This is a genomic window from Synechococcus elongatus PCC 6301 (assembly GCF_000010065.1).
In the GTDB taxonomy this organism is placed as follows: Bacteria; Cyanobacteriota; Cyanobacteriia; order Synechococcales; family Synechococcaceae; genus Synechococcus; species Synechococcus elongatus.
Window position 1 is genome coordinate 1,602,420 of the sequence record NC_006576.1, and the last position, 16,318, is coordinate 1,618,737.

The 16,318-nt window shown below is 56.1% G+C and carries 17 protein-coding genes; 11 read left to right on the forward strand and 6 right to left on the reverse strand.

All coding sequences use genetic code 11. The features are described 5' to 3' along the window. Positions 1 to 71: 71 nt before the first annotated feature. Together glyS and SYC_RS07855 are read left to right on the forward strand one after the other, a co-directional pair. Positions 72 to 2,258, forward strand: coding sequence for a glycine--tRNA ligase subunit beta (gene glyS / locus SYC_RS07850; protein ID WP_011243789.1), 2,187 nt, complete (start codon positions 72 to 74; stop codon positions 2,256 to 2,258). Between the two features lie 12 nt (positions 2,259 to 2,270). Further along, positions 2,271 to 2,834: a bifunctional 4-hydroxy-2-oxoglutarate aldolase/2-dehydro-3-deoxy-phosphogluconate aldolase gene (locus SYC_RS07855; protein ID WP_011243790.1), complete on the forward strand. Its 564-nt coding sequence runs from the start codon at positions 2,271 to 2,273 to the stop codon at positions 2,832 to 2,834. A 25-nt stretch (positions 2,835 to 2,859) separates the two neighbouring features. Here SYC_RS07855 and SYC_RS07860 read toward each other — a convergent pair whose 3' ends face one another. Further along, positions 2,860 to 3,444 (reverse strand): hypothetical protein, encoded by a 585-nt coding sequence (locus SYC_RS07860; RefSeq protein ID WP_011243791.1) that lies wholly within the window; start codon positions 3,442 to 3,444, stop codon positions 2,860 to 2,862. Positions 3,445 to 3,835: 391 nt separating this feature from the next. Further along, positions 3,836 to 4,039, reverse strand: a complete 204-nt coding sequence (locus tag SYC_RS07865) for a hypothetical protein (RefSeq protein WP_039755514.1) — start codon at positions 4,037 to 4,039, stop codon at positions 3,836 to 3,838. A gap of 176 nt (positions 4,040 to 4,215) precedes the next feature. Between SYC_RS07865 and SYC_RS07870 the strand changes: the two genes are divergently transcribed. Together SYC_RS07870 and SYC_RS07875 are read left to right on the forward strand one after the other, a co-directional pair. After that, positions 4,216 to 4,887 carry a Fe2+-dependent dioxygenase gene (locus SYC_RS07870; RefSeq protein WP_011243792.1) on the forward strand — a complete coding sequence of 224 codons (672 nt, stop codon included), beginning with the start codon at positions 4,216 to 4,218 and terminating at the stop codon, positions 4,885 to 4,887. 165 nt (positions 4,888 to 5,052) lie between these two features. Next, the gene (locus SYC_RS07875; RefSeq protein ID WP_011243793.1) at positions 5,053 to 5,397 is read left to right on the forward strand and encodes a hypothetical protein; all 345 of its coding nucleotides are present in this window, start codon (positions 5,053 to 5,055) and stop codon (positions 5,395 to 5,397) included. 38 nt (positions 5,398 to 5,435) lie between these two features. On the opposite strand, the gene SYC_RS07880 is transcribed toward SYC_RS07875, so the two are convergent. Then, positions 5,436 to 6,143, reverse strand: a complete 708-nt coding sequence (locus SYC_RS07880) for a hypothetical protein (RefSeq protein ID WP_011243794.1) — start codon at positions 6,141 to 6,143, stop codon at positions 5,436 to 5,438. A 356-nt stretch (positions 6,144 to 6,499) separates the two neighbouring features. Here SYC_RS07880 and rpsF point away from each other — a divergent pair, with 356 nt between their 5' ends. The 3 genes from rpsF to SYC_RS07895 all read left to right on the forward strand — a co-directional run bounded on the left by rpsF (position 6,500) and on the right by SYC_RS07895 (position 8,212). Continuing rightward, the gene (gene rpsF / locus SYC_RS07885; RefSeq protein WP_011243795.1) at positions 6,500 to 6,823 is read left to right on the forward strand and encodes a 30S ribosomal protein S6; all 324 of its coding nucleotides are present in this window, start codon (positions 6,500 to 6,502) and stop codon (positions 6,821 to 6,823) included. A gap of 151 nt (positions 6,824 to 6,974) precedes the next feature. Continuing rightward, positions 6,975 to 7,466 (forward strand): hypothetical protein, encoded by a 492-nt coding sequence (locus SYC_RS07890; RefSeq protein ID WP_011243796.1) that lies wholly within the window; start codon positions 6,975 to 6,977, stop codon positions 7,464 to 7,466. 125 nt (positions 7,467 to 7,591) lie between these two features. Continuing rightward, on the forward strand, positions 7,592 to 8,212 hold the full coding sequence (locus tag SYC_RS07895; RefSeq protein ID WP_231621371.1) for a DedA family protein: 621 nt from the start codon (positions 7,592 to 7,594) through the stop codon (positions 8,210 to 8,212). Between the two features lie 85 nt (positions 8,213 to 8,297). Here SYC_RS07895 and SYC_RS07900 read toward each other — a convergent pair whose 3' ends face one another. Next, the gene (locus tag SYC_RS07900) at positions 8,298 to 9,500 is read right to left on the reverse strand and encodes an argininosuccinate synthase (RefSeq protein WP_011243798.1); all 1,203 of its coding nucleotides are present in this window, start codon (positions 9,498 to 9,500) and stop codon (positions 8,298 to 8,300) included. A gap of 104 nt (positions 9,501 to 9,604) precedes the next feature. Between SYC_RS07900 and SYC_RS07905 the strand changes: the two genes are divergently transcribed. The 4 genes from SYC_RS07905 to SYC_RS07920 all read left to right on the forward strand — a co-directional run bounded on the left by SYC_RS07905 (position 9,605) and on the right by SYC_RS07920 (position 12,353). After that, on the forward strand, positions 9,605 to 9,928 hold the full coding sequence (locus SYC_RS07905) for a hypothetical protein (RefSeq protein WP_011243799.1): 324 nt from the start codon (positions 9,605 to 9,607) through the stop codon (positions 9,926 to 9,928). Next, the gene (locus SYC_RS07910; RefSeq protein WP_011243800.1) at positions 9,925 to 10,275 is read left to right on the forward strand and encodes a YtxH domain-containing protein; all 351 of its coding nucleotides are present in this window, start codon (positions 9,925 to 9,927) and stop codon (positions 10,273 to 10,275) included. Before SYC_RS07905 ends, SYC_RS07910 begins: the two co-directional genes overlap by 4 nt. After that, positions 10,272 to 10,685 (forward strand): hypothetical protein, encoded by a 414-nt coding sequence (locus SYC_RS07915; RefSeq protein ID WP_011243801.1) that lies wholly within the window; start codon positions 10,272 to 10,274, stop codon positions 10,683 to 10,685. Before SYC_RS07910 ends, SYC_RS07915 begins: the two co-directional genes overlap by 4 nt. A gap of 72 nt (positions 10,686 to 10,757) precedes the next feature. Continuing rightward, on the forward strand, positions 10,758 to 12,353 hold the full coding sequence (locus SYC_RS07920) for a permease (protein ID WP_011243802.1): 1,596 nt from the start codon (positions 10,758 to 10,760) through the stop codon (positions 12,351 to 12,353). A 33-nt stretch (positions 12,354 to 12,386) separates the two neighbouring features. Here the strand turns inward: SYC_RS07920 and purF are convergent, their stop codons facing one another. Together purF and purL are read right to left on the reverse strand one after the other, a co-directional pair. Further along, positions 12,387 to 13,868, reverse strand: coding sequence for an amidophosphoribosyltransferase (purF, locus tag SYC_RS07925; protein WP_011243803.1), 1,482 nt, complete (start codon positions 13,866 to 13,868; stop codon positions 12,387 to 12,389). Positions 13,869 to 13,952: 84 nt separating this feature from the next. Then, positions 13,953 to 16,286 (reverse strand): phosphoribosylformylglycinamidine synthase subunit PurL, encoded by a 2,334-nt coding sequence (gene purL, locus SYC_RS07930; RefSeq protein ID WP_011243804.1) that lies wholly within the window; start codon positions 16,284 to 16,286, stop codon positions 13,953 to 13,955. Positions 16,287 to 16,318: the final 32 nt, after the last annotated feature.

Here is a 16,318-nt window from a genome sequence, read left to right on the forward strand (position 1 = left end):
ATGGAGTCAGAGGTGGGGGAAAGGGTGCGCGGTAGACTGATGAGGTTGTCTGTTCGCGCTATTGCTGCTCTATGCCGGCCTTTCTACTAGAAGTCGGAACCGAAGAACTCCCTGCTTCTTTTGTAGCCGCTGCGATCGCGCAATGGCAGAACTGGCTGCCGACTCGCTTGGCAGAGGCCCAGCTGACGACCACCCAGATTTCAGTCTACGGAACGCCGCGCCGCTTGGCCGTGCTGATCGAGGGCCTGCCCGATCGCCAGCCCGATCGCGAAGAAGAAGTGAAAGGGCCACCGGCCAGCGCTGCCTTTAAAGATGGCGAACCAACCCCCGCCGCGATCGGGTTTGCCCGTAAGCAAGGGGTTGAAGTCAGTGACTTCACGGTGCGGGAGACAGACAAAGGGGCTTTTGTCTTTGTCCAAAAGCGGGAAGTGGGGCAACCGCTGGCGGACGTCCTGCAATCGCTCGTTCCCAGTTGGACTCAAGACCTCGAAGGCAAGCGCTTTATGCGCTGGGGCGATGGTGATCTACGCTTTTCACGGCCGATTCGCTGGTTAGTTGCGCTGATTGATGACCAAGTCCTGCCCTTGGAACTGACCAGCGGCGGCAGCACCGTGCAGAGCGATCGCCTCTCGCGGGGGCATCGGGTTTTACATCCAGAACCTGTGGCGATCGCCCAAGCCAGTGATTATCTGGCGACGCTCGAAGCAGCCAGCGTCCTCGTTGATCCGGCTCAGCGTCAAGCCAAGATTGAAGCTCAAACGGCGGCGATCGCCTCTAAAGTCGGCGGTCAAGCTGAACTGCCAGAAGACTTGCTAGCAGAAGTGGTGCATCTGACCGAGTGGCCAACCGCCGTCTTGGGTCAGTTTGAAGAGCGTTTCCTCAGCCTGCCAGCCGAAGTTTCAACGATGGTGATGACCAGTCACCAGCGCTATTTCCCGATTTACCAAGCCACAGCGCAGCGCGATCCGGCGGCCATCGATGCGCGATCGGAGCTGTTGCCCTGTTTCGTCACGATTTCCAATGGCGATCCGGCGGCCAGTGAGACGATTGCTGCTGGCAATGCCCGCGTAATTCGGGCGCGGTTAGCAGATGGGGAGTACTTCTATCGCACCGATAGCAAGCAGCCGCTCGAAAGTTTCCTCAGTCAACTAGAAGCGGTGACCTTCCAAGAGCAGTTGGGTTCGGTGCGCAGCAAAGTCGATCGCATTGGGGCGATCGCCCACCGACTCTGCGATCAACTCAGCATCCACTCCAGCGATCGCCTGTTGGTTTCGCGGGCTGCTCAGCTCTGCAAAGCCGACCTCGTCAGCCAAATGGTCTACGAATTTCCGGAACTGCAGGGCGTGATGGGCGAAAAATACGCCCGCGTTAGTCAGGAGCCGGATGCGGTTGCTACGGCGATTCGCGAGCACTATCTGCCCAAGGGCGCGGGTGATCAACTGCCCCAAACCCTGACTGGCCGCATGGTTGCCTTGGCCGATCGCCTCGACACCTTGGTCTGCATCTTCGGTCTGGGACTGCTGCCCAGTGGATCTTCCGATCCTTTTGCCCTGCGTCGTGCCGCCAATGGCGTCCTCAATATCCTCTGGGATGGGCAACTGCGCCTTGACCTGACGGCCTTGATCCAAGGCATCGCTGCGGACTTCCACCATGCTTTCCCGAAACTGGCGGGCAATGCTGAAACCTTGATTCAACAGTTGACCGACTTCTTTGGTCAGCGGCTGCGCACCTTGCTCCAAGATGAGCAGGGCATTGATTACGACCTCGTCAACGCAGTGCTAGGCGACGGAGATGCTAACTATCTCCTCCGAGCGATCGCAGATCCTTTGGATGCCCTGAATCGGGCCAAACTACTGCAAACCCTGCGGCAGGACGGTCGTTTGGTTGCACTGTATGAAACGGTCAACCGCGCCACTCGCTTAGCTAGCAAAGGCGATCTTGATACAGCGACCTTAGATCCCACGGGCTTAGTCAACGCCGATCTATTCCAGCAGCCGAGTGAGGCAGCCTTCCTGTCGGCTCTGACGACGCTGCAACCTTTAGCGACTGCGGCTCAAGCTAGCCAAGCCTATGAACCTTTGGTGGAGGGTTTGCTGACGGCAGCGCCTGCGGTGCAATCCTTCTTTGATGGCGACACCAGCGTGCTGGTCATGGATCCTGATCCGGCCATTCAGCAAAATCGCCTCAACTTGTTGGGACTGTTGCGCAATCAGGCCCGTGTGCTGGCTGATTTTGGAGCGATCGTCAAAGGTGAGTAGCCGCGATCGCCCATGACGCCGGATTGGGTTGCGGATCTCCAACAAGCGCGGATCGTTGCTGTCTTACGATCGCCTGATTTAACTCAGGGTTTCGCGATGGCGGAAACGGCGATCGCCCGAGGATTACGTTGGTTAGAAGTGACTTGGACCAGCGATCGCCCAGCAGAATTACTGTCTCAGTTGCGGGACAAATATCCTGATTGTTGCTGGGGCGCAGGGAGTCTGCTGAGCCTGACGGATTTGGAAGAAGCGATCGCTGCCGGAGCGCAGTTTGGCGTCAGCCCGATCCTGTCCCTGCCGCTACTGGAACGGGCTCAAGCCCGGGATCTTCCCTTTCTGCCTGGTGCGTTAACACCGACAGAAATTATGACGGCTCATGCGGCAGGTGCGGCTGTCGTAAAACTTTTTCCAGCTAGTAGTGCTGGTGGTCCTGCCTACGTACGATCGCTGCAACAACCGCTCAATCATCCCAAGCTGTTTGCCTGCGGCGGCATTCATCCTGATGCCGTTCAGAGTTATCTCGATGCGGGTGCGATCGCAGTCGGCCTCGGATCTCAACTCTTTGCGAAGACCTAATTGATGTCCGCTCATCCAGTTGGCTTTACCGTTTTTCTTGCACCAGTTTCTTGAGGATCGCTTCTACCTCCCTTGGATCGCGAATATTGAAAAAGCCTAATTCGCGTCGTTGGCGATCGCCGTCACTATCTCGGGTCGTTTCGGCCGCGATAATCACGTCGCCAATCCCGTTATTCCCTTCCTTACGATAGAGATTATTGAACTGCTGTGGATAGTAACTACGAATTGTTGTCTTACCGGCCCCTTCAAAGGTAATCGCCCGTTGATTGGTAATGATATAGACCGTTTGAAAAGCCTGGCGCCAACTCCAAAAAGGACTCAGCAGCATGCCAATCCCAATGAGAAAAAATGGCAAGCCAAACATCGCAAACAGATATTGTGGCTGAAATCCTCGACTGAGATTGGGTAACTGGAAACCCAGCGCTGCCCACATCCAAAACACCGAAAAGGCTGTCCACGGAACTGCGAACAGCGCGATCGCGAGGGTCCCACCAGTCAAAATCATCAAACTGGGCGCCGGTTGCCCAATCCAGAGAATTTTTTCACGCAGATCCAGCTCGCGATCGATTTTTTGACGGAGTTGCGGTGAAATCTTGAGACCGGACGACATCGATGTTCCTCTGGCAGAGGGCTCATTCCGTAGGCAAAGCAGGCGGTGTCATTTTAGCCAGCCCTCGACGCTTCGTCTGTCTACACCCCGACTCTCAGCGATGGCAATCGACTCAAAACAGGATGATCCGGCACTGGTGGATCGCATCAACTACTTGAGCGCTCCGCGATCGCGGAGGTGACCAACGCTGTCGAAGAGTCACCGCGCCGAATCGCATAGGTCAAGCTTTCCGCAGGCGATCAGCTCCACCCCTCAAGGCTAGTGATGTAGCAAAAATGCCGATCGCGGCGGTAGGGAGTGATGGCGCACCCCCTATCTAACCGAGGTTTGAAACTTTGATCGAGTCCGACACAGACTGAAAGATCCTGACAAGCAAGGCTAAATCCGGAATCTAGCCTTCTCCACCCTCACCGCCTTCGCCGCCTTCACCCCCTTCTCCACCGTCAGGAGCTGCTTGCGGTGCAGGATTGGTAGGGGTCGTTGGTGTCACTTCAGGAGTTGTGGGATTGGTCGGCTCCGAGGCTTGTTGACCACAGGCCACAGCAGTCGTCGCCAGCCCAAGGGCCAAAAACAGCTCAACAGGTTTCAAGCGCACAGTGATGATCCTTATTAGGATTTTTTAGCATTAGGAATTATCCCATCACCCGCTGCAAAACCCTAGCCTGTTGCCCTCTCGCTAGATTTCAAAACCTACAGAACTGTGGGCATAAGGCTTGGCTGGCAGTCAGGGATCGCTATGATTACGATCGCTGCTCTTCCTTGTAAAAGCTAGTGATTATCACGATCGATGCCTTGCTCGACGCCGCTCAGCTCAACAAGATCCAAAGCAGCTTACAAACAGCTGAGTTTATCGATGGCCGCGCGACAGCCGGCTGGCATGCACAGCTAGTCAAGCAAAATCAGCAGCTCTCCCGCACCAGTACTTTAGCGAAGAGTTTGCAAGAGATAGTGCAAACGGCACTACAGAATAATGCCCTCTTTGAGGCAGCAGCCTATCCCCAGCGTGTTCACAGCCTGTTGTTTAGTCGCTATGAACCTGGCATGGAGTATGGTCGCCATGTGGATAATGCTCTGATGGGAAGTGGCGATCGCCGTGATCGGGCTGACTTATCCTTCACTTTGTTTTTGAGCGATCCCGACCGCTACATCGGTGGAGCTCTAGTGATTGAAGGGGCCTGCGATGAACAGGCCTATCGGTTGCCCGCCGGATCGTTGCTGCTCTATCCCTCATCCACCCTGCACCGTGTTGATCCCGTTGAGCAAGGCTACCGCTTTGCCTGCGTGGGCTGGGTGCAAAGTTGGATCCGCGACCCTGCTAAGCGGGAACTGCTGTTTGACCTCGATACAGCTCGGCGATCGCTGTTTACCCGCGAGGGCAAGAGCATTGAGTTTGACCTGCTTTCAAAAACCTATGCCAACCTGCTGCGACGCTGGTCAGAGTAGAGTGATGCCTACTGGAGCGATCGCATAGTGGGTACCTCAGTCCGCAATCGTCAATTGCTAGCTCTGTTGAGACCCAATCTCAAGGCAGTCAAAACTCTCTGAGGCTGCCACTATACTTTGGGTGATCTCTGGCTCAGTGAACACCTTGCTCCCCATAGGATTGTGATGAACTTACTCAAACTGTTCGCTGGTATTGGCTTAGTCATTTACGGCATTTATCAAGTCGGCCAGAAAATCTTCTTTACAACCCGAAGTTCCAGCTTTGATTGGGGTGGTTTTCCCGCCTCAACTTCCGTCATCATCTTTGTGGCAGGCATTTTGGCGCTGCTGTTCATCCCAGGGAAACTCAGCAACATTGGCTGGGGAATCATGGTGGTCGGAATCATTATGATTTTCTATAGCACTAGCATTATTGTCTCGCCTGTTAGTTTGGTGGAATTTTTAATTGCGATCGCTGCAATGGTTGGGGGACTCAAGTTGATGTACAGCAGTAGTCGCTACATCCTGTGATCTCCAGTGTCTTACCAGAGCCACTGCAGGTTGATCAGCTATTGATCGGGCAGCATGGCCAGCAATTGGCTCGGGGTGACCGGGACTTCAATCACTGCACTTAGGGCTGTCGCGATCGCAGCACAGTTTTCTTGGACTTGCTGCCGCGTGAAATCAGCCTTATTCTCTAAGACCGCTTTCAGCGCCTGGGCTTGATCGGGTGCCACACTCGGCAGCGCCTGAATGAAGGCTTGGATAACTGTCTCCAATTTTTGCCCAGACTCTTGCGCTTGGTCGGCCAATAAGGTCCGCAGATAACGTCCAAACCAAGGTACCGGCGCATCAGCTGAGGTACTCGACTCCCGGGCTTGAATGTGAACTTCTAACTGTTCAATCAACTGCCGCAGAGAGAGCAAGACATCGTGGGGGTCTTGCTCCAGAGGACGCCCTTGTCCATCCGCTGTTGCTTCGCCACTAAGAACGGCATCGAGTTGTTCCAGCGAAAGATTAGCCAGTCGAGAAATTCGACGCATTAAACTCCAGCGAATATCCCAAGGATCAATCTCACTCCCCTCATATTTATTGATAAGCGTAGCTGAGACCCCGAGTAATCTTGAGAGCTTTCGTTTCGATAAGCTTTCATGCACCAGAACTTCAGCACGAGCCGGCAAAGCACGACCAACCAAGTTGGCACGAATCTCTTGGAGCAGACTGGAAAGACGTAAGGCTCTCTGCTGACCCTTGGTATCCAACGCGTTGGCAGACATGGATCGATTCCTAAATTTAAGTGTCCTTTAATTCCAATAGTAGTTAGTGGAAAAGAAGGTACGCATTAAATCATCTATGCGATTAGTTCACTTCTAAATCAGTTTTCCCTAGGGTAGAGAAGTCCATTGCTCGTCCCGCAAGGCAGCAGTCTTTATATTTCCTTTAGACTTTTACCAAAACTGCTCCTTTGACCACCTCGGGCAAACACTGCTGCCGCGATCGCCTCCTCAGTCGGCAAGAACTTGCTGCGATCGCTGAGCCTCATTTTTCGGTAAACTAAAAGATCCTTGCTTCAAACTCACTGGGTAAAACCAGCTGAAGGTTTGGAGCCCCATGACCATAAGGATTGGTTCTGATGAAGGACTTCTACTACGAGACGACGTACATCCTCCGTGCAGACTTGACGGAGGAACAAGTTGAGCAAGCGATCGCTAAGTACCAAACGCCGCTCACCGAAGCAGGTGCAGAGGTGCAAGATACACAGCATCGCGGCAAGCGTCGTCTCGCCTACTTGATTAATAAACAGCGCGAAGGCATCTACGTCCAAATCAACTACACCGGCGACGGCTCGCAGATTGCCCCGTTGGAGCGTGCACTGCGGTTAAGTGAAGAGGTTCTGCGGTTCTTGACGGTCAAGCAAGAAGTCCGTCCGCCCGCACCGGTCGCTGTCGAAGCCTAGTCAGAGACTGCAATCGCTAGGACATCAAAGTTCTGGATTCGCGTGAGAGCCTACTGTTTTCAGTGGGCTTTTTTGCTGAGCAAGGCCCCTAGGGGAGTCTCGATCGAGGTGCTAGAGTAATCAAAAATTTCAGCAGTCCTCGAACGTTGGAGTGGCGATCGCTGCGATGTCTCGCTTCCCCGAACCACCGCCAGAGCAGCTCTATGCAGAACTGCAGCGCCTCCAAGAAGAACTGTTGCTGCGCGATCAACTGATTCAACAGTTATCTCACCAGCTCTACACAGAACTTGATCGGCAGGTAGCACCGGCAACTGCTTCAGAGGCTGCTGACGCGATCGCGGTTGAGTCCATTCCGATCAGCTCCGATCAACCACCAGTGGACTTACAACAGAACTATTTACAGCTCAAAGCCCGCAATCAACCGCTCGAACATCAACTCCTGCAACTACCCCAGGTTTATCAACGCAAATTCGAAGAGCGACTGCAGCCCTTGCAAGCCCGTCTGCAGTTCCTTGAAGCAGAAAATCAACGGCTCCAAGCTCAACTAATGGATGAGCTGCCCCTACTGCCTGAAGCACCCACCCATCAACCCGTCCAGCTGCCGCTGCGCACCTACGTTCCAGACTATTCGGCCCTGCAATAATCGCTGGCCCCAAGCGCGATCGGTAGCACTCCTCGACAGCCTTGGGGGAAAAATTCAGACCCTATTGATCCCCGCAATTTTGTTATGTCCGTTACGATCTAGGCCATGCGATCGCAGAGATGTCCATGCCTTTGGAATTGTTCTCCTTAGAAACGGTCCAAGACCTAGCCCACCGCTTCGGTTATGTGACTGTTTTTCTGGGGATCTTGCTTGAGAATGCAGGCATTCCGCTTCCAGGTGAAACGATCACCGTCGTTGGGGGCTTTTTGGCGGGCAGTGGGGAACTGAACCTCTCTGGGGTTTTAGCCTGCGCGATCGGGGGCGCCATCCTCGGAGATAGCTTTGGCTACTGGCTAGGCCGCTGGGGTGGCTGGCCGCTTCTGCATCGCATGGGACAGTGGTTTCGATTTAGCGAAGTGCAGCTGATCTCAGTCCGCGATCGCTTCAGTCGCAATGCCCCCCAAGCCGTTTTTCTCGGTCGCTTCATTGCCATCCTGCGCATCTTTGCAGGTCCCCTCGCAGGCATTGCGGGCATGCCCTACCGGCGGTTTCTCTTCTACAACGCTATGGGTGCGGTGCTCTGGGGTAGCACGACTGTTTGTCTGGCCTACTTTTTGGGCCAAGTGGTGCCGCTGGAGCAAATCATGGGCTGGCTGGCCCAGCTAGGACTGTTTGCTCTCGGAGCGGTTGCCCTCGTGGTGGTGGGACAGGTGTGGTTGCACCGTCGCCAAGACCCATCGCTTTAGAGCCGACTCGCCTAATCATCTTTAAAACGTAAAAGGCAAGGGCGATCACTCCTTGCCTCCTAGGAATTTCTTGCCTGATGTAGATTTAGGCGCGGTGAGTTTGCGACCAAATACGAGTTGGCATACCCCAGACGTAGATAAAGCCTTCGGCAGCTTTGTGATCGAATCGATCCTCAGCGCCGTAGGTAGCCATGTCAGGGCTGTAGAGCGACTGCTCAGAGCTGCGGCCGACGACAGTGGCGTTGCCTTTGAATAGTCGCAGACGGACAGTACCCGTCACCCGCTGTTGAGTTTGCTGAATGAAGGCATCCAACGCTGCTTTGAGCGGGCTGTACCAGAGGCCGTTGTAGACCAAGTTAGACCAGCTATTTTCAATGCCACGTTTGTACTGGCTGACGTCTGCAGTCAGGACAAGACTTTCCAGATCCTGGTGGGCCTGAATCAGCACCAGCAGAGCCGGAGTTTCATAGATTTCTCGGGACTTGATCCCAACCAAGCGGTTTTCGATCATGTCGATGCGGCCGATGCCATGTTCGCCGGCGATCGCATTCAGTTGTTGGATCAGCGCAACTGGTGCCAATGCCTGACCATTGAGCGTCACCGGCAGCCCCTGATCGAAGCCCAGCTCGATGTAGGCCGGTTCATCGGGGGTGTTGGCGATCGCTTTCGTGAGGGCGTAGACCTCTTCTAGCGGCTCATGCAGCGGATCTTCCAGCGGACCCGCTTCGATGCTGCGACCTAAGAGGTTGCGATCGATGCTGTAGGGCGAAGATTTTTTGACAGGAGCCGGAATACCAAAGCGCTCACCGTAGGCGATCGTTTCCTCGCGGCTCATGCCCCATTCCCGTGCTGGTGCCAACACTTTCAGATCTGGATTGAGTGCAGCGATCGAGACATCAAAGCGAACTTGGTCATTGCCTTTGCCTGTGCAACCGTGGGCAACGGCGTCAGCGCCATATTTGGCTGCTGCTTCAACCAAGAGCTTGGCGATCAGCGGTCGCGCCAAAGCCGTCGAGAGCGGATAGCGGCCTTCGTAGAGGGAGTTGGCTTGAATGGCTGGAAAAGCATAGTCACGGACAAACTCAGCAGTCGCATCAATGACCAGCGATTCCACTGCGCCCGAGTCGAGTGCTTTTTGGCGGATCGGCCCGAGTTCATCGCCTTGGCCAAGGTCAGCGGCCAGCGTAATCACCTCTTCAACGCCCCACTCTTGCTTGAGGTAGGGAATACAGACCGAGGTATCGACGCCTCCTGAATAGGCCAGAACCACCCGCTTGGCGCGACCCATGACAATCCACTCCGCTGTTGAAACAGCCTTTTATTATCGCAGTTTGCCTGCGGTCTCAGAAGAAGGTCGCTATCATTGCAGGGAGCATTTTTGAGCCTTCGGCTGTGCTGACTTGGGCGATCGCAATCGCAAACGGAATTCTGGCGCTGGTGCTGTTGTGGGCAGCTGGCAAGGTCTGGCGCTTGCGCGGCTATCTGCGCCAGTGGCGGCGAGAGCTACGGCAGGTCAACCGACAGGTCAGTACGGTGCTGGCTGCAGCTCCGGCTGATTTACAGCAGGCGGCTGATCAGGTGAGCCAAAGTCGTTGGCAGTATCTACGGCTGCGGCAACTGTGGCAGCAGTGGCAACTGTTGCTGAAATTTCTGGGACTCTTGCAGCCGTGGGTTCCTCTGTTCACCCCACCGAAAAAGTCTCGGGCAGCCCAATGACCTCTTCGCGCGACAAGTTTTGGAGTGGTGTGTTGCTGGGGGCAACCGCTGGGGCGATCGCAGCGCTCTTGACGGCTCCTCGGCGCGGCAAAGAGACTCGCGTTGTTCTTCAGCAATCCTTGGAGCATCTGCCCGAGGTCACTGCTGAAGTTACGGAAAAGGTGCAGGAACAAGCGGAACGGCTAGGAGTCGTAGTGGGCGATCGCTGGGGCACGGTGCGTGGGCGTCTGAAACAGGCTTGGCGATCGGGTGTGGCGGCAGCCAAACAGGAATGCCAAACGACGACGATCGCGGCGGAATCCGTCAGTGAGCATGAGTCCTCTAGCCCCGATCAGTCGGCCTCATGACGCCCATTTTCTGGCTGGGGATTTCCTTTTTATTAGTTGCTTCCAGCTTGTCAGTACTGCTCTGGGTGGCCGTTCCAGCCGTGCAAGAACTGGCTCGAACGGCTCGGAGTGCGCAGCGCCTGTTGGATATGCTCTCCCGTGAACTGCCACCAACGCTAGAAGCCATGCGGCTGACTGGCCTAGAAGTGAGTGAGCTAACGGATGAGATGAGTGAAAGCATCCGCAGTGCGGGTTCTGTGGTCAAGCAACTGGATGCAGGACTACAGGGCGTGCGGGAGCAAGCCACGAATGCTCAGCGCACGACTCGCAGTTTGACGGCAGGAGTCAAAGCCGCCTGGCGATCGCTCCACGCCGCGCAGCCCTCTACCAACAATCGCTCCAGTTCTGTACCAGATTCAAAAGATCGTTAGCGCAGACGCTGCAGTTCTCAGCACTTGCCAGCAGAATGAGCGGCAGCGTTTGTCGTTGCGCTCTCAATCCTGATGCTCAATCGCGATCGCCCTCGCTGGTTTGTCGGGCAAGACTTGGATGGATTCCTCGGTCTGGCCCTCGATAACCTGATTCAAATTCTGCTGATCCTTGGGCTCTGCCAAGGCTTACTGGGCTATCCACCCAGCTTGGTCTATGAACGGATTTTGCCTGCGATCGCCCTCAGCTTGATTGTCGGCAACGTGTACTACAGCTGGCTAGCCTACCGCTTGGATGAGCAGGAGGGCACGAGCGATCGCACGGCGATTCCCTACGGCATCAACACCGTCAGCCTGTTTGCTTACGTCTTCTTGGTGATGCTGCCCGTCAAACTCGCAGCTCTCAGTCAAGGGTTATCGGAAGAAGCCGCGATCGAAGCCTCATGGGCGGCAGGGCTGGTAGCTTGCCTAGGCTCAGGCTTGATCGAACTGTTTGGCGCATGGGTCAGCGATCCCCTACGGCGTTGGCTGCCGCGAGCCGCGCTGCTTTCGACCTTGGCCGGAATTGCGATCACCTTCATCGCCTTAGGCTTCCTGTTCCGAACCTACGCCCATCCGATCGTCGGATTGGTGCCCTTTGGCGTGATTTTGCTGACCTACTTCGGTCGGATGAAATTTCCGATTCCCGGCGGTCTGCTCGCGGTTCTCTTGGGCACTGCTTTGGCCTGGATCACTGGTCTTTCCCGCTGGGACAGCACTAACTTTGAGCTGGCACTGCAACCAATTGGCTGGCATGGCCCTAACTTTTACCTTGCCGCTATCTGGGAATCGCGATCGATTTTGCTCTCGCAGCTGAGCGTGATTCTGCCAATGGGACTCTTTAATCTCGTCGGCAGTCTACAAAACCTCGAAAGTGCAGAAGCAGCGGGCGATCGCTATCCGACGAAACCCTGTCTCGCGGCCAACGGCATTGGGACGTTAGTGGCAGCATTCTGCGGCTCCTGTTTCCCGACCACAATCTATATCGGCCACCCCGGCTGGAAGGCTCTAGGAGCCAAGGTGGGCTATTCCTGGCTGAATGGATTGGTGATGGGCGCGATTTGTTTGACTGGCACCATCGGCCTGCTTTCCTACTTCATTCCGATCGATGCGGGCATGGCGATCGTGCTCTGGATTGGCATCGTGATCAGCGCCCAAAGTTTTCAAACAACACCAATCGCCCATGCACCCGCCGTGGTCGTTGGCCTCATGCCGGGCATTGCCGCTTGGGGTGCCCAGACGATTAAAACCAGTCTGCGCATCGCTGGTTTGGGAACGACTGAAAGACCCTTTAGCGCTGCGTTGATCGAACCGTTTCAGCGCCAAGACCTCTACTTGTCAGGAGTTTTGGCTTTAGAGCAAGGGCAAATTTTTTCGGCCATGTTGTTGGCAGCGATGACGGTCTACATCATCGATCGCCAGTTCGGTTGGGCGGCCCTCTGTAGTCTGATTGCAGCAGTACTCAGTTGGATCGGCCTGATCCACAGTTACGAATGGATTACCTCAGACACGGTGATTCAGCTAGGTTGGGGAGCCGGTAGTGAATGGGCGATCGGTTATGCGCTGCTCAGTCTTTTGCTGTTTTACGCCGCTTGGCAACATCCGCGATCGCAGCCTGCACTCAAGGAGTAGAGCTGCGATCGCCTGTGGATATCTGTAATCGACTTAGGCCGTTACAGTTTCGAGCATCAGCTTCGATCGCTTGATCTCCTCGGGAATTGCGATCGGGTAGCGACCGTTAAAGCAAGCCGTGCAGAAGTTACCAATACTTTCTCGGGTCGCCTCCAGCATTCCCTGCTCCGTCAGGTAAGCCAGAGAATCGACACCAATCTGCTCAGTGATTTCACTGACCGATCGCGTGGCAGCAATCAGCTGATCTTGGGTGTCGGTATCAATGCCGTAGAAGCAGGGATGCGTCACAGGCGGTGAAGAAATCCGCATATGCACTTCCGTTGCACCCGCATCCCGCAGAGCTTTGACCAGTTTGCGGCTGGTTGTTCCCCGCACGATCGAATCGTCAATGATGGCAATGCGTTTGCCCGCTAAGACATCCTTGAGAGGGTTGAGCTTCATGCGAATGCCCGTTTCCCGCATCGATTGGGTGGGCTGGATGAACGTCCGCCCCACGTAGCGGTTTTTGATTAACCCTTCGGCGTAGGGAATGCCCAGCGCTTCAGAAAAACCAATCGCAGCCGGAATACCGGAGTCAGGCACACCCAGCACGAGGTCAACATCCGCCGGAGCTTCCTTGGCTAAGCGTTGGCCGATGCGGCGGCGATAGCTGTAAAGCGACTCGCCGTGAAAGAGGCTATCAGGCCGCGCAAAGTAAATCATCTCGAAGACGCAGAGCTTCGGCTGCGGCGCCTCGGCCCAAGTCCAGCTTTCCAGACCTGCATCTGTAATCCGCACCATTTCACCCGGTGCGATATCGCGCACGTAGTCCGCACCAATGATGTCGAGACCGCAGGTTTCAGAAGAAAGCACATAGCGCGTTTGGCCATTGCTCTCCAGCGTGCCCAGCACAAGCGGCCTAATGCCATTGGGGTCACGGGTGCCGTAGAGTGCCTCAGGAGTGCCGATCGTCAGGCTAAAGGCTCCTTGGCTGCGGCGGCAGGCAGACTCGATCGCCCCGCGCCAGTCCTGGCCTTCTGCCACTGCTTCCATGATCGCGAAGGCAATCAGTTCTGAATCGGTGGTGGTCGTCAGCTCGTGGTTCTTAGCTAGCAGCTCTTGGCGCAACTCAACCGTGTTGACCAAGTTGCCGTTGTGCGCCAAGGCCACCGGCCCAAGGCGGGTTTCCAGCAACGCCGGTTGAGCGTTGGCAATACGGCTTGATCCCGTGGTGGAGTAGCGGGTATGACCGACCGCAAGGCTGCCTTGCAGTTGCTGCAGGATTTCGGGATCAAAGACTTGGGAGACCAAGCCCATGTCCTTGTGGAGCATGACGCGATCGCCTTCAAAGACGGCGATGCCAGCAGACTCTTGTCCACGATGCTGGAGCGCGTACAGCCCGAAATAGGCCATGCGCGCCACTTCTTCGCCCGGTGCGTAGAGGGCAAAAACCCCACAGGCTTCTTCGGGGCGGTCAGGTCGCTCCAGGCCCAAATCGCAATCCAGGTCGGCGGTCAGCGGCTGAGTCGGGATCATGCCCTTGCAGAGCTCCTGATTGGCAAAAAGATGGCCAGCGTTGTAGCGGCTAATGCAAATTTAACAATGACTTAACCCTAGCGGTTAGTCTTTAGCCAAACGACGTTCGATCGCCCCGCCCCAAGTCTGCTGGAGCTGATCGACGGAAAGCTGGACGAGGGGCTGGTTTCCAGCGGCGATCGCCAGTCCAGCATCGGCTTCAGTAACCGTGCCGATCGCTTGCCAAGCTGCCGGAATTTGTGCCTGTAGCTCGGCTTCCCAAACCGCGACATGTGCCGGATCGACGGAAACAAGGATCCGCGCACCGCCCTCGGCAAATAGCAACCAGTCGGGACGATGGCCAACCAGTTCACCCAGATTGACCCGAGCACCGAGGGAACCTGCGATCGCCGATTCCGCGATCGCCACAGCCAAGCCGCCTTCCGCACTGTCGTGGGCCGATCGAATCCAGCCTTGGTGAATGCCAAGACGACAGACCGCCTGCACCCGCCGCTCTAGATCAAAATCGATCCGAGGCGGCAGCCCCGCTACGGTTTGATGGGCGATCGCGAGATATTCACTCCCCCCCAAACTGAGGCGATCGTCAGCCGCTTGGGTTGGCAGACCAAGCAGATAGAGGCGATCGCCAACGGATTGGAAACCCTGACCACAGACGCGATCGAGGTTGGGCACCAAGCCGACCATGCCGACCACCGGCGTCGGGTAAATCGGCTGGGGTTTCCCGTCTGAATCCAGCGTTTCGTTATAGAGCGAGACGTTGCCGCCCGTCACTGGCGTGGAAAATTCGCGGCAGGCTTCCGAGAGACCCCGACAAGCTTCCGCCAACTGCCAGTAGCCGATCGGCTTCTCAGGGCTACCGAAGTTGAGGTTATCGGTCACAGCTAGCGGCTCAGCACCAACACAGCTGAGGTTGCGGGCCGCCTCTGCAACCGCTGCTTTTGCCCCCTCGTAGGGCTGCAGGTAGCAGTAACGAGCATTGCAGTCGGTGGTGGCTGCCACACCCTTGTTGGAGGTTTTCAGCGCAGCAGCGCCCATCTGCGGTCGTAACCGCACCACAGCGGCATCTGCTGCCCCCGGCAAGACAACCGTGTTGTTCTGGACTTGGTGGTCGTACTGGCGATAGACCCAGCGCTTAGAGGCGATCGTGGGGCTATCCAGCAGAGTCAGCAGCAAATCATTCCAACTGCGATCACCACAGCCAACTTCGGTAGCTGCCGGAAGCTGATCAATCGTCCACTGCCAAGCCTGTTGAGCGTAAGCAGGCGGTTCGTCGGGGAGTTGCCGGTGATAGATCGGCGTGTTGTCGGAGAGGGCAGTAGCGGGAATTTCCGCTGCGATCGCGCCTTGCCAGAAAATCCGCACGATCGGCTCAGCGATGATTTTGCCAGCGACGACCGCTTGCAGCCCCCAGCGATGGAAGATGTCGATTAGCTCTTGCTCGCGACCAGCTGCAGCCACGAACAGCATCCGTTCCTGGGATTCCGAGAGCAGATACTCGTAGGGCACCATGCCGCTTTCGCGCACGGGAATCAGGTCCAGATCCAGCTCAACGCCGACACCACCTTTGGCCGCCATTTCTGCCGTGGAGCAGGTCAGCCCCGCCGCACCCATGTCCTGCGCAGCAACAACAGCACCTGTTTTGAACGCTTCTAAGCAAGCTTCAATCAGCGATTTTTCGAGGAAGGGATCACCAACCTGCACCGCGGGGCGATCATCCAGCGATTCATCGCTCAGCTCAGCGCTGGCAAAGCTGGCCCCCCCCATGCCGTCGCGACCGGTTGTGGAGCCGACATACAGCACCGGATTACCAATGCCTGAAGCACCTGCTTTGACAATCTCGTCGGTTTCCATCAGCCCCAAGGCCATGGCATTCACCAAGGGATTGCCGTTGTAAGCCGGGTCAAAGGCGACTTCACCACCCACCGTCGGCACGCCGACGCAGTTGCCGTAGTGGCTAATTCCCGAGACCACGCCGTGGAACAGTCGCCGCGTTCGGGGTTGCTCGAGGTCGCCAAAGCGCAGGGAGTTGAGAATCGCGATCGGGCGAGCTCCCATCGTGAAAATATCGCGGAGAATACCGCCTACACCCGTTGCTGCCCCTTGGAACGGCTCTACAGCAGAGGGGTGATTGTGAGACTCGACTTTGAAGGCCAGATGCAGTCCATCACCCAGATCGACAACACCGGCATTCTCACCAGGACCAACGAGGATACGCAGGCCCTCTGTCGGAAATTGACTGAGCAGCGGTCGTGAGTTTTTGTAGCAACAATGCTCTGACCACATCACGCCGAACATTCCTAGCTCGGCTTTGTTGGGGTGCCGACCCAGTCGCTCGACGATCGCATCGTACTCCTCGGGTTTGATGCCCTCACCAGCAATTTCATCGGCCGAAAAAGGAGCAGAGGAGATCGCCGTCATGGCTTTGGAATTCCCGCAGAAGTCGTCCTTAA